The 13,489-nt window shown below is 62.2% G+C and carries 10 protein-coding genes; 3 read left to right on the top strand and 7 right to left on the bottom strand.

The window, feature by feature from the left end:
- Positions 1-19: 19 nt before the first annotated feature.
- Complete coding sequence (xth, locus tag AC3D25_RS10215) at positions 20-796, top strand: exodeoxyribonuclease III (protein WP_488888290.1); 777 nt, start codon at positions 20-22, stop codon at positions 794-796.
- 881 nt (positions 797-1,677) lie between these two features.
- Here xth and ntrC read toward each other — a convergent pair.
- The 3 genes from ntrC to glnA form a co-directional block, all read right to left on the bottom strand.
- The gene (ntrC, locus tag AC3D25_RS10220) at positions 1,678-3,177 is read right to left on the bottom strand and encodes a nitrogen regulation protein NR(I) (RefSeq protein ID WP_488888291.1); all 1,500 of its coding nucleotides are present in this window, start codon (positions 3,175-3,177) and stop codon (positions 1,678-1,680) included.
- 138 nt (positions 3,178-3,315) lie between these two features.
- Complete coding sequence (gene glnL / locus AC3D25_RS10225; RefSeq protein ID WP_488888292.1) at positions 3,316-4,458, bottom strand: nitrogen regulation protein NR(II); 1,143 nt, start codon at positions 4,456-4,458, stop codon at positions 3,316-3,318.
- Positions 4,459-4,616: 158 nt separating this feature from the next.
- On the bottom strand, positions 4,617-6,032 hold the full coding sequence (gene glnA, locus AC3D25_RS10230; protein ID WP_488888293.1) for a type I glutamate--ammonia ligase: 1,416 nt from the start codon (positions 6,030-6,032) through the stop codon (positions 4,617-4,619).
- A gap of 363 nt (positions 6,033-6,395) precedes the next feature.
- On the opposite strand from glnA, the gene AC3D25_RS10235 reads away from it, so the two are divergent.
- A complete protein-coding gene (locus tag AC3D25_RS10235) occupies positions 6,396-6,860 on the top strand; it encodes a rhodanese-like domain-containing protein (protein ID WP_488888294.1) in 465 nt (154 codons plus the stop codon).
- A 16-nt stretch (positions 6,861-6,876) separates the two neighbouring features.
- Here the strand turns inward: AC3D25_RS10235 and AC3D25_RS10240 are convergent, their stop codons facing one another.
- From AC3D25_RS10240 to AC3D25_RS10255, 4 genes are all read right to left on the bottom strand, one after another.
- A complete protein-coding gene (locus AC3D25_RS10240; protein WP_488888295.1) occupies positions 6,877-7,680 on the bottom strand; it encodes a competence/damage-inducible protein A in 804 nt (267 codons plus the stop codon).
- Between the two features lie 9 nt (positions 7,681-7,689).
- A complete protein-coding gene (locus AC3D25_RS10245; RefSeq protein ID WP_488888296.1) occupies positions 7,690-8,520 on the bottom strand; it encodes an EI24 domain-containing protein in 831 nt (276 codons plus the stop codon).
- Between the two features lie 111 nt (positions 8,521-8,631).
- The gene (locus tag AC3D25_RS10250; protein ID WP_488888297.1) at positions 8,632-9,651 is read right to left on the bottom strand and encodes a sterol desaturase family protein; all 1,020 of its coding nucleotides are present in this window, start codon (positions 9,649-9,651) and stop codon (positions 8,632-8,634) included.
- A gap of 83 nt (positions 9,652-9,734) precedes the next feature.
- The gene (locus AC3D25_RS10255) at positions 9,735-10,748 is read right to left on the bottom strand and encodes a YVTN family beta-propeller repeat protein (protein ID WP_488888298.1); all 1,014 of its coding nucleotides are present in this window, start codon (positions 10,746-10,748) and stop codon (positions 9,735-9,737) included.
- Between the two features lie 390 nt (positions 10,749-11,138).
- Between AC3D25_RS10255 and AC3D25_RS10260 the strand changes: the two genes are divergently transcribed.
- Positions 11,139-13,484: a YadA family autotransporter adhesin gene (locus AC3D25_RS10260; RefSeq protein ID WP_488888299.1), complete on the top strand. Its 2,346-nt coding sequence runs from the start codon at positions 11,139-11,141 to the stop codon at positions 13,482-13,484.
- The last annotated feature ends 5 nt before the right edge of the window (positions 13,485-13,489 follow it).

The raw sequence follows: 13,489 nt of genomic DNA on the forward strand, positions 1-13,489 counted from the left end.
CGCAAGGCGCGCTTCCTCCATGAAAATCGCAACCTGGAACGTCAATTCCCTCAAGGTCCGCCAGCAGCATGTGATCGAATGGCTCGCGGTGAGCCACGTCGACGTGCTGTGTCTCCAGGAACTGAAGCTCACCGACGACAAATTCCCCCGCGCCGAACTCGAAGCCGTGGGCTACAAAAGTTGGTTCGCGGGACAGAAAACATACAACGGGGTCGCGATTCTGGTGCGCGAAGGGTTGAACGTGGACGAAGCCACGATCGTGCGCAATATCCCCGGTTTCGACGATCCGCAGCAACGCGTGATCGCGGCGACTGTGGATGGCGTGCGGATCGTGTCGGCGTATTTTCCGAACGGGCAGGCGCCGGGAACGGAGAAATTCGCGTACAAGCTGCGCTGGCTCGACGCGCTGCACGACTGGCTGAAGGCGGAGATGGCCGTGTATCCGAAGCTCGCCCTTTTGGGCGATTACAACATCGCACCGGAAGACCGCGACGTCCACGATCCGAAAGCTTGGGAAGGCCAGAATCTGGTGTCGCCGGAGGAGCGCGCGCATTTCGCGGAGCTGGTCGCGCTTGGGCTCACGGACTCGTTCCGTCAATTCGATCAGCCGGAAAAGACCTTTACGTGGTGGGATTATCGGATGCTGGCGTTTCGCCGCAACGCGGGATTGCGGATCGACCATATCCTGCTGTCGGCGGAACTGGCCTCGCAGTGCTCGGGGTGTGAGGTGGATCGCGTGCCGCGGAAGTGGGATCAGCCGTCGGATCATGCGCCGGTGGTGGCGGCTATTGGATGAGGGTTTTGTTGTGCTGGCGCTTGGTGGGCTCGAGGGTTTTGGCTTCGCTTGAGGTCTGCAACACCGTTTGATTGCCTCACGCTTTCTGGGAACTTGCTTTCGTGTAGGTTTATTAGCACGCCGCTATGCGCGGCGGCAGTCACTTTCTTTGCTGCTGCAAAGAAAGTAACCAAAGAAAGCAGCTATTCCGTCTAAGTGTCCGCCACGAATAACCACGCGGATAGGCACGCAGGCTAATTCGATTAGCGCGCAGTTTTTCTCTTTGGCACAGCGGCTGTGAGTTCCGTCCTCGCTGCGCGCGGACGACGGGCATAGCCAACCTATGCAAGCGCTTTCTGGGAACTTGCATTCGTGTAGGTCGATAAGCTCGCCGCGGTGCGCGGCAGCAGTCACTTTCTTTGGCTAGCTGCAAAGAAAGTAACCAAAGAAAGCAGCTATTCCGCCTAAGTGTCCGCCACGAACGGTTTCCGGGAGTGGTGCGAAAGAACAGCCGTGACGTCGCACCACGAAACAGAGTGGAGCCGCTCATCGATCCCCGCGGGCACGAAGTGCCTGCCGGTAAGGCATAACCGAAAACCGAACCGACTGCCGACCGACGGTTTTTAGATGTGCCCAACGTCCTCGCGCAGCGAGGATGGAACTGACCGGAGCTGTGCCAAAACGACCGAACGCGGGTTAGCCGAGTCAGCCTGCGTGCCTATCCGCGTGGTTATTCGAGGTGGACACTTAGACGGACAAGCTGCTTTCTTTGGTTACTTTCTTTGCAGCAGCAAAGAAAGTGACTGCTGCCGCGCATAGCGGCGTGCTAATAAACCTACACGAATGCAAGTTCCAAAGAAGCGCAGGCAGACCACCACCCCCCCAAAAAACCAACGCGAGAATCAAGCGTCCAGGTGCAGTTCCTGAATCTTCCGCGTAATAGTATTGCGCCCAATCCCAAGCCGCTCGGCCGCCTCCACCTTGCGTCCACGCGTAAAATCGAGCGCCTCGCGAATCACAGCGGCTTCAAACCGCCGCGCAAGTTCGTCCATGACATCGGCTGTGTTTTCACGCAGCAGCCGCGCCACCTCGGTCCGCAAACCGTTCTCCCACACGCTGACCGGCACCCCCGGCGGCGCGGCGCCGAGTGCGCCCGCGAGCACCGATCCATTCGCCGCCGTCGCAATCTGCGCGGCCGCTTCGACGGAATTCGCACCCGCCGCGACGCCCTCGCTCGCGTAATCCTGCGTCGGCGTGAGATCGGGCGGCAAGTCCTTCTGCTCGATCGTCTGCGCAGGCGCCATCACGGTGAGCCAGTTGCAGAGGTTCTCAAGCTGACGCACGTTGCCGGGGAACGGCAGCGACGCGAGATATGCAAGCGCTTCCTCCGACACGCGCTTCGGCTCGACGCCGAGTTCACGCGCGCTTTTCTGCAGGAAATGGCGCGTCAGCAGCGGAATGTCCTCGCTGCGCTCGCGCAATGCCGGCAAGCGCAGCCGGATCACGTTCAAGCGGTGATACAAGTCCTCCCGGAACAGGCCCTGACGGACGCGCGATTCGAGATTCTGGTGCGTCGCCGCGATCACCCGCACGTTCGCCTTCAACGGGTTATGCCCGCCGACACGATAAAACTGCCCGTCCGACAGCACGCGCAAAAGCCGCGTCTGGAGATCGAACGGCATATCGCCGATCTCATCGAGGAACAGCGTGCCGTTTTCCGCCTGCTCGAAACGGCCCTGCCGCATGGCTTGCGCGCCGGTGAACGCGCCGCGCTCGTGACCGAACAATTCGGACTCCAGCAGATCCTTCGGGATCGCCGCCGTGTTCAGCGCGATGAACGGACCGTTCGCGCGCGGGCTATGTCGGTGCAGCGCGCGGGCGACAAGCTCCTTTCCGGTGCCCGATTCGCCCGTGATGAGCACGGTCGCCGCCGAATGCGACAGACGGCCGATCGCGCGAAACATGTCCTGCATCGCCGGTGCCTGGCCGAGCATTTCGGGCGCTTCGGTCATCCGGTCGTCATAGGCGGCTTCGCCGCGCATGCTTTCGTCGACGGCGCGGCGGATCAGTTCGACCGCCTTGTCGACGTCGAACGGCTTCGCGAGATATTCGAACGCGCCGCCCTGAAACGCGGCGACCGCGCTGTCCAGGTCCGAGAACGCCGTCATGATGATGACCGGAAGTCCAGGCAGCTTGTCGCGCACGGTTTGCAACAGTTCGAGGCCCGACCCGCCCGGCATGCGGATGTCGGATACCAGCACTTGCGGGCTTTCCTGTTCGAGCGCGGCGAGCGCGTCGCGCACGCCGGAGAAACTGCGCGTCGCGAAGTTTTCTCTCGCCAGGGCTTTTTCGAGCACCCAGCGGATGGATTGGTCGTCGTCTACTATCCAGATCGGCTTCATATCGTTCGGCGAGAAGTCTTCGTGTGGTTCGGTGTGAGCCCGTCGAAACGGTCAGGCGCAAAAGCGTGATGCTGAAAAAGCTGCGGCCTCGCGGTGATGTGCCGGTTAGTTGTCAGTCGGTTGCCCTTGATGCGGCGTTCAAGGCTCGAATGGAAGCATGATCGCGAACTCGGTGCATCCCGGCCGGCTTTCCACTTCGATCAACCCATCGTGCTGCTGCACGAAAGTCTGCGCGAGCGTGAGGCCGAGACCGCTACCGTCCTCGCGGCCCGAGACCAGCGGAAAAAAGATCCGGTCGCGAATGTCCGGAGGAATACCCGGGCCGTTGTCAGTGATATGCAAGTCCAATGCCAGCTTATGTAATTTCTTGCCGATCGTAATCTTGCGGGCGATCCGCGTGCGCAACTCGATACGCGCGTCGCCTTGCGAGATACGTTCGCGCAGCGCCTCGGCCGCGTTGCGCACGATATTCAGGAGTGCCTGAATGAGCTGCTCCTTGTCGCCGCGCAGGTCGGGCACGCTCACGTCGTAGTCGCGGTCGATCGTGAGGCCGCGCGGAAACTCCGCAAGAATCACGGCGCGCACACGCTCGCACACTTCGTGGATATTCACATCGCCGACGATATGCGGATGCCGATGCGGCTCCAGCAACCGGTCGACGAGCGTCTGCAGGCGATCGGATTCCTTGATGATCACCTGCGTGTATTCGCGCAATTCGTCACGCTCGCGCGCGCCCAGTTCGAACTCCAGCAACTGCGCCGCGCCGCGAATGCCGCCGAGCGGATTCTTGATTTCGTGCGCCAGATTGCGGATCAGTTGTTTGTTGACCGCCGTGAGGTCGTGAATGCGCTCCTCGCGGTCGGTGCGGATATGGCGCTCGTTCTCGAATAGTTCGAGCAGCACGTAGTCGGACGCGCTTTCGAGATACGCGACCACTGCGTGAACATGCAGCGCCTCGCGCCCCGGCCGTTCGAGCACGGCGTCGAGATGAGTCGCGTTGAAGCGGTGCTCGGCGATCGACGCGATCGTGTTCACGAGTTCATCAGCGTTGGCGAAAAGCTCGGGCCAATGCGTTTGCGCCAGCTGCTTGCGCGACATTTCGAGCATCGCCTCGGCCGACGGATTCGCGAATGCGATCGTCAGGCTGCGCTTGGCGAGCACGAGTACGACAGTCGGCAGCGCTTCGAAGCCGGGCAGCAAGCCGGTGTTGACGAGCTGCACGTCGTCGGAAAGCGCGTCGGCGATATTCCTTCTGGCCTTGATCAGATTCTTGAGAACCATCGTGCAGGGCGGCCTCTCGGGGATGAGCAAAAACTTTTTAAGACACGGCGATTAAAAAAAGGGACGGCGCGCCGTCCCTTTTTTGATCAGTTCCACGCGGGGATGGCGCGCGCTTCATCGAATCCAGACCGACGAAGCGCACACGCCATCGGACGCGCTTACAGCGAGTAGTACATTTCGAACTCGATCGGATGCACCGCCTGACGATAGCGCTGCAGCTCGCCCGTCTTCAGTTCGATGTACGCGTCGAGCATCGAATCCGTGAACACGCCACCGCGCGTCAGGAACTCGCGATCCGCGTCGAGTGCGTCCAGCGCCTGGTCGAGGCCGGCACACACGGTCGGGATCTTTGCATCCTCTTCCGGCGGCAGGTCGTACAGGTTCTTGTCGGCAGCTTCGCCCGGATGAATCTTGTTCTGCACGCCGTCGAGACCCGCCATCATCAGCGCGGAGAAGCACAGGTACGGATTCGCCATCGGGTCCGGGAAACGCGTTTCGATACGGCGGCCCTTCGGGTTCGGCACGTGCGGAATACGGATCGATGCCGAACGGTTACGCGCCGAGTAAGCCAGCTTCACCGGTGCTTCGAAGTGCGGCACGAGGCGCTTGTACGAGTTCGTCGACGGGTTCGTGATCGCGTTCAGCGCGCGAGCATGCTTGATGATGCCGCCGATGTAGAACAGCGCGAATTCCGACAGACCTGCGTAGCCGTTGCCCGCGAACAGGTTCTGACCGTCCTTCCAGATCGACTGGTGAACGTGCATGCCCGAACCGTTATCGCCGACGATCGGCTTCGGCATGAACGTCGCCGTCTTGCCGTACGTGTGCGCGACGTTGTGGATGATGTACTTCATCTGTTGCAGCCAGTCCGCGCGCTGAACCAGCGTCGAGAACTTCGTGCCGATTTCGTTCTGGCCCTGGCCCGCCACTTCGTGGTGGTGAACTTCGACCGGAATGCCGATCTGTTCGAGCAACAGGCACATTTCCGAACGGATGTCCTGGAACGTGTCGACCGGTGCCACCGGGAAGTAGCCGCCCTTCGTGCCCGGACGGTGGCCGGTGTTGCCGCCTTCGAAGTCCATCGACGACGACCACGGTGCTTCTTCCGAGCCGATCTTGACGAACGTGCCCGACTGGTCCGTGTTCCACTTGACCGAGTCGAAAATGAAGAATTCGGGTTCCGGACCGAAGTACGCGGTGTCGCCGAGACCCGAGCTCTTCAGATAGGCTTCAGCGCGCTTCGCGAGCGAGCGCGGATCGCGCTCGTAGCCCTTGCCGTCGGCCGGTTCGACGACGTCGCACGACAGAACCAGCGTCGATTCTTCGTAGAACGGGTCGATGAACGCCGTGTCGGCGTCCGGTACGAGCAACATGTCCGAAGCTTCGATGCCCTTCCAGCCGGCGATCGACGAACCGTCGAAAGCGTGGCCGCTTTCAAATTTGTCTTCGTCGAATGCCGAAACCGGCACCGAAACGTGTTGTTCTTTACCGCGCGTGTCGGTGAAACGGAAATCGACAAACTTGACGTCCTCGTCCTTGACGAGTTGCATGACGTCGGCCACGGATTTACTCATTACCTATCTCCTGATTAACAAAAGTCGGCGAAGTTCTTTCGCCGCCCCGACCGATTCGAAAAGCATCGGCGGTTAAAAAGCAGCTTCCGTGCCAAGCGCACCAACTTTGCGCTAAGCACTTGAAGCAGCGCGCATTTCCAGTGGAGCCCCAAATCGGCGCCGGATGAATTTAAACCCTCACCCGCGTTCTACGCACAAACTCGGTGCATTCATCTGCAATTCTTTTTCGGACCGCACCAAAAGAGTGTAACGCGATCCGAGAGCACCATAATGATGCATGAACTCCGGCGTTGCGTTGCTCGCCCTTCGGCGGCACAAGCCGCAAGCTAGAATGAATTCTTCGGCCTCAACGGGAAACCTGCCATGAGCACACTAGAACAGTTGTATGACCAAGCCGCGAAACGCGCCGCGGAGAACCAGCTGCCCTACGCGGGCGCTATCGCCCCCGCCGAAGCGTTCGAACTGCTGCAACTCGACCCAAGCGCGCGTCTCGTCGATGTCCGCACCCGCGCGGAACTCGACTGGGTCGGGCGACCGGGCGTCGAAAGCACGCAATACGCGCATATCGAGTGGATCCGGTATCCCGGTTCCGTGCCGAATGCCGAGTTTATAGAACAACTGCGGCAGGTCGCCAGCCCGGACACGCCCATTCTTTTCTTGTGCCGCAGCGCCGCGCGCTCGAAGCTGGCGGCGGTGCTGGCCCAGAAAGAAGGCTTTGCCAAAGCGTACGATCTGCTCGAAGGCTTCGAAGGCGACAAGGACGGCCAGGGCCACCGCAAAACCGTCTCTGGCTGGTGTTTCCGCGGGCTGCCTTGGATTGGCGCTTGAAGTAGCCGTTTTCGCTCTAGTCCGGCGCCACTTCCACCATCTCGCCGCCCAGCGCACGAACGCCGTCGCGGAGCACTTCGAACGCGGCGTCGGCGCTCGCCGGATCGCCCTTCACGCCGAGATCGATATGCGGACGCGCGAAGACCTCACCGCGCGCCGCATCGCCGACACTCGGCAAGCTGAACACGCGCACGCCCGCGAAATCACGCTCGATTGACTCCATCAACGGCGTGATCCGCGACTCGGGTAATCCGAAAACCAGCACCGAGCGCTCCACGTAAGGTTGCGCGTGATGCAGATGCGCGTATTTCGTGTCCAGCACCCATTCGATCATCGGCCACGCCATGACCGGAAAGCCCGGCACGAAATGGTGATCGCCGACGGAAAAGCCCGGAATCCGGTTGTAGCTGTTCGGAATAATCGCGGCGCCCTGCGGAAAAGTGCCCATATTCAGCCGATGCAGATTCTCGGGCGTGTCGAGATCGATGGGTTTATCGCCCGCCGTTTCACGGATACGCGCGCGGATCAGTTCGGCCGCCTCCGGCTGCAGTTCGAGCGGCACGCCAAGCGCCGCGGCCGCGCACTGCCGTGTGTGATCGTCCGGCGTCGTGCCGATCCCGCCCGTCGAGAACACGATATCGCCGGACGCAAACGTCCGCGCGAGCGTCGCCGTGATGCGCTCGGGTTCATCGCCGACATACTCGGCCCACGACAGCGCGAGACCGCGCGCGGCCAGCAGTTCGATCACCTTCGGCAGATGCTTGTCGGTACGGCGGCCGGACAGGATTTCGTCGCCGATGATAATGACGCCAATGCCCATGAATGCCCCTCAGAAGTGAACCGGCACGACGGACGCGCTCGCCGGCGTCTCGGCGCGCAGGCGCTCGAGTGCATGCAGGCAGTAATGCGCGAACCAGAGCGCCGAAAAAACCAGAATGAATGCGTAGATCCAGATGGTGACGGCCGCGACCACGGGAAAAAGCGGCAGCAGCCATACCGACCAGGCCCAAAGCATGGTCGGCAGCGAGCCGAGCAGCCCGCTCACGACGCCGATGCCGAGCAGCGGCCAGCGCGCGCGCCGCACGATCGCGCGGCGCTCGTCGGCGCTCGCATGCAGTGCGAGGGCGTCGTAGGTCATCACGCGATACGTGAGCCAGCCCCACAGAAGCGGCGGGATCAGGGCGAAGAACGGCGGGATGAGCCACAGCGGCAGCGTCACGACGAGCAGCACCAGACACACCAGCGTCGTCACGACGGAATGCGCGAGACTGCCGTACCACGAGCCGCCCCGCCGGACTTCGAGCGAGCCATACTGGCGCCGCGTCACGAGCTTGACGACCGCGGGCATCGACATCGTGGCGATCAGCAAAAGAACGGTCACGACAATCAACGGGATCGTCATGATCACCACGAGGAACGGCGCGATGACGGCGTGGAGCGAAGAAAATCCGACGCTGTCGAAGAGGCTGTATAGGGCCGATGTCAGCGCCCAGCCGTCGAGCCAGCCGCGCGCGGCGCCCGTTAGCGTCTGCCAGAAGAACCACAGCAGCGCGCCCCAGCCGATGGTCGCGACGGCGAACGGCATGAAGGTGAGCCAGAGCATTTTCGGGTGAAACGCGTTCGCGAGCGCGCGCACGAACGAGCGCAACAAGTCATTCATGCGAGATGGGATCTAAAGGGAAAGGAGACAGGATAAACCAGCGCGGCGTGAACGCGCAGTCGGCCGTTCGGCCAGCATGGCGCGTCGCGCCATGCTCGGATGAAACACAAACTAGACAGCGGCCGTATCCGTGTCGGTCGCCGCGCGGTTGCGGCGGCCCGAGAGGCGCGCACCGATCCGCTTGAACGCGAGCCAGTGTTGTTCGATAAACCCGTCGCCGTAATAACGGCCCGGCTCGCCGGCCTGCGCGAGTTGATCGAGAATCCCGGTCGGCTCGATTTGACGCTTCCACGACGCGCTACGGAACAGCATGTCCCACCACGGGAACAAAACGCCGAAGTTGCAGCCGAAACGCGTGCCTTCGTGGCCGTACCCCATTGCGTGATGCCGCCGATGGAAAGTCGGACTCACCAGCAAGCGCTCGCCGAGCCAGCCGTAATGCAGGCGGATATTGGCGTGCTGCACGCTTTGCATGAGGTTCGTAATGGCGACCAGCACGACGAATTGCGACGGCTCCACGCCGATCACAAGCGCCACCGAAGCGAAGAAACCGGCCTGGAGAATGTCGTCGAGCAAGTGGTTACGGTCATCCGACCACAGCGACATCTGCTGCTGGCTGTGATGAACCGCGTGCAGTTCCCACCAAAACCCGATGGTGTGTTCGAGCCGGTGATACCAGTAGCCGGCGAAATCGAGCACGACCATGTAGATCATGAACGCGACCAGCGGCTGCGAGGTCACGCCGGGCCAGAGGTTATCGAGATCGATATTCGAAATGTTGTGAATGCGCAGCCAGCTTTGGAACGCATCGAACACCGGCTGGAACGTGAAAAAGAAAAACAGGTTCAGGATGCCGAGCTTCACGATCCACGTGTAGAGCACGTCCACCCTCACGCTCTTGCGGTCCTGCCACTTTTCCGCCGGCCGCAACGCCTCGAGCGGACGGAGGATCGCGTACATCGCGATCACCTCGAACACGCCGACGATCACCCAGTACAGCGCGTCGTAGGTGTCCTCGTCGTAGCCCATCAGGCCGACCTTGAAAAGAAACGGCTGCACGACATCGACGTAAAGCAGCGTCTGCAATGTCGAGACGACGTTATCCAGCGACGAAAAAATGGCTTGAAACATGGTGCTCCATTACTTGCCCGGTGCTCAGGAACGCGGGCCGCGCGGCCCGCGTTCCTGCGCGGCGTCATACATTTTCCAACCGATCAGGCCCCGTTGGGCGCGGTCACGGGCGCCCGGTCGAAGAAATAAATACCGTGAGGCGACCGGCCGACCGCGATGGTCTGGATCAGCTTGCGATTTGTCAGATCAATAATTCCAATGTGCTTCGCGAATCGGAACGTAACCCAAAGATAGCGTTTGTCGGCGGAAAGTTCCATGTCATCGGGTCCGGGCATCAAACCCGTGATATCGCCGACGTTCGTCAGCGTGTCTTCGTCGATGATGCTGATGGTGCTCGCCACCCGGTTCGACACCGCGACGTGCTTGCCGTCGGCCAGCGATCGGAAGTTATGCGCGCCCTTGCCCGTCGGGATGGTCTTCACGATTTTCTGGTTGCGCCAGTCGAGCACGGCCACGTAATCCGCGCCCGTCATGCCGATCAACATATATTTGTCGCCGGGCGTCATCCAGAGGCCCGCCGGCACTTTGCCGACCTTCATTTTCCATTTGACCGTCTGCGTCGCCAGATCGATCGCGGCGACTTCGCCGGACACCTGCAGCGAAATAAATACCGTCTTGCTGTCGTTCGTGAACGCGATGTGGCTCGGCATCACGGCGAGCGGCAAACGCTTCGCGAGCGAAATATTAGCGCCGTCGTAATGGTAGATATCCAGTCGGTCGAGGCGCAAACCGGTCGACACGAACCATTTGCGGTCCGGCGAGAAGCCGATCTGGTAGGGATCTTCAATACCCTCCACCCAGCGCTGCGTCTTGCCGGTTTTCGGGTCGACAAACATCAAATTGTTCGACACGGAATTCGCGACGATCAGCGACGAACCGTCGGGCGTCGCCATCAAATGGTGCGGCTCCTTGCCGGTCGGGACCGTGCCGACGACCTGACGAGTCGTCTCGTCGATCAGGCTGAGGGTGGCTTCGCCCGAGTTCAGCACGATCACATTGTTCGCGTAAGCGGAAGTGGCGAAAAAAACCGCGCCGGCAACAAAGGCCGCGGCGCCGACGGCAGCGCGAACGCCACCGGAAAACGAAAAATTGCGCATGAAAGCTCACGTCGGAAACAAGCAGTCATTGTAGAACGTTTGGGGCGCGGAGCCGTTGACGCAACGCAGACGAGCGAGATTTTCTGCATCCCCGACGCAAAAGATGCCAAGTTTTTTATGGCGGCCGTCTCTCGTCAGCGTCTCGCCTCGCGAATTTCCTTCGAATCGGGTGTTCGTACACTTTTAAGAAATTACGTGTATTGACCCTGCCATGGAAAAAGGACGATGTAAGCGCTTGTTGACGCGCCGTCGCCGATTTCGGCGTACGTGTGCATCCCTCGCGCAGGCCATCGCGCAGATCAGCTGACGCCGCCCGCCGGCCGCATCGGCCACGCCGCCGAGGTTTCAACGCAATCAGCACTTTCATTAATAGTTAGGATTCCTCTCACAATGAATAAGATTTTCAGGGTCGTCTGGAACATGTCGACCGGAACATGGGTTGCGGCTTCGGAGACAGCGCGTTCGACGTCCTCGCGCGCGCCCTCGCTCAAACAACTTGCAATCGTGTGTGCGACGCTAGCGGGCGGTGTCTGCGTAATGACGACGCAGGCGCACGCGGACGAATGGTCGGCGGACCCGGCAACTGGCGCATTGCAGGCAGGCGCGGGCGCAGCAACCAGTAACGTCGACACGATCGCCGTCGGGACGCTTTCCAACGCGGCCGGCGACAGCGCGGTGGCGATAGGCGTTAGTTCGCACGCCACGGGTGATTTCAGTATCGCCACCGGCGGGGTCGCGAACGCGGCAGGGACCAACGCCATCGCCACCGGCACTTATTCAAACGCGACCGGCGACGGCGCAGTCGCTGTGGGCGGCAGCACAAATGCCGCGGCGCAAGCGGTTGCAGTGGGTGCTAGCGCGAGCGCAGCGACCGCGGCCGTCGCAACGGGCGCGGGCGCGAGCGCTGCCGAACAGAGCGTGGCGAACGGCTCCGGCGCTATCGCCGCTTCTCAGGCGGTGGCGACAGGTCACAGCGCGCAAGCGAGCGGCGCGGGATCGATTGCAATGGGCAATCAAGCGAACTCCACCGAAGCCGATGCCATCGCCGTCGGCGAAATGGCACGCGCGTCGGGCGACAGCGCCGTTGCGATGGGCGTGAGCTCGCGTGCCACCGGTGATTCCAGCATTGCCACCGGCGCGGTGGCGAATGCGGCAGGGACCGACGCCATCGCCACCGGCAGCTATTCAAACGCGACCGGCGACGGCGCAGTCGCTGTGGGCGGCAGCACAAATGCCGCGGCGCAAGCGGTTGCAGTGGGTGCTAGCGCGAGCGCAGCGACCGCGGCCGTCGCAACGGGCGCGGGCGCGATCGCGGCCGAACAGAGCGTGGCGAACGGCGCCGGCGCTATCGCCGCTTCTCAGGCGGTGGCGGCAGGTCACGCAGCGCAGGCAAGCGGCGCGGGAGCGATTGCAATGGGCAATCAAGCTAATTCCACCGAAACCGATGCCATCGCCGTCGGCGAAATGGCGCGCGCATCGGGCGACAGCGCCGTTGCGATGGGCGTGAGCTCGCGTGCGACCGGCGACTCGTCGATGGCGTTGGGCGCCACCGCTGCTGCCACGGGCGCGCGAGCCATTGCGGCCGGGCAATCGGCTGCGTCGAGCGGAAGCGACACCATCGCAATCGGCACGAATGCCAAAGCGGATGGCCCGTCCGGCGGCATCGCGCTGGGCCAGAACAGTGCCGTCAGCAGCATTAACGGCATCGCAATCGGCCAGGGCGCTCAATCCACCTTCGCCGACAGCGTAGCGCTCGGCTCCAATTCCGTCACGCTGACCGGCGCGCGCGGCGCCTATACCGGCTACGGTCTCACTGGCACGCAATCGTCTAGCGGCGAAGTGAATATCGGCAATCGCACGATCAGCGGCGTCGCGCCGGGCATGACCGACGACGAAGCCGTCAACGTCGCGCAGTTGAAAACCGTGGCCGGTAAGGCCGATGCCGCCGCCCAGGTCGCGGCTCAAGCCGTCGAGGGCGCGGTGAAATACGACCGCAACGCCGACGGCACGGTGAATCACGACAGCATCACGCTGGAAGGCAATACGGGCATTCACAATGTCGCGGCGGGCGTCGCCACGACCGACGCGGTCAACGTCGGCCAGTTGAACGACGCCGTGGGTCAGGTCACCAATGCGGTGATCAATGCGGCGAACCCGTTCGTCAGCGCGGACGGCAACCGCGACACGGAAGGTGCGTCGTCCACCGGCGTGCATTCAGTGGCCGTGGGCGCAAGCGCATCGGCGAGCGGCGCGGGTGCGCTCGCGCTCGGTAACGGCGCGAAGGCGAGCGGCGACGGATCGGTCGCGCTCGGCCAGAACTCCGTGGCGGATCGCGCGAACACGGTGTCGGTCGGCGCGGCCGGTAGCGAACGCCAGGTGACGAACGTCGCGGCCGGCACGCAAGGCACCGACGCAGTCAACGTCAACCAGTTGAACGCAAGTTCGTCCAGCGCCCTCCGGCAAGCCAACAGCTACACCGACAACAAAATCGACAGCGTCCGCAAGGACAGCTACGGCGGCACGGCAGCCGCGCTCGCGGTTGCGGGCTTGCCGCAAGCCGTGTTGCCGGGTCGCGGCATGGTCGCGATCGGCGGTGGGACTTATGGCGGACAGTCGGCAGTGGCGCTGGGGGTGTCGCAATTGTCGGAAAACGGCATCTGGGCCTATAAGGCCACCGGCACGACGAGTTCGCGTGGCGAATTCGGCATCTCCGTCGGCGCGGGCATGCACTGGTAATACAG

Source organism: Caballeronia sp. SL1002 (assembly GCF_057814995.1).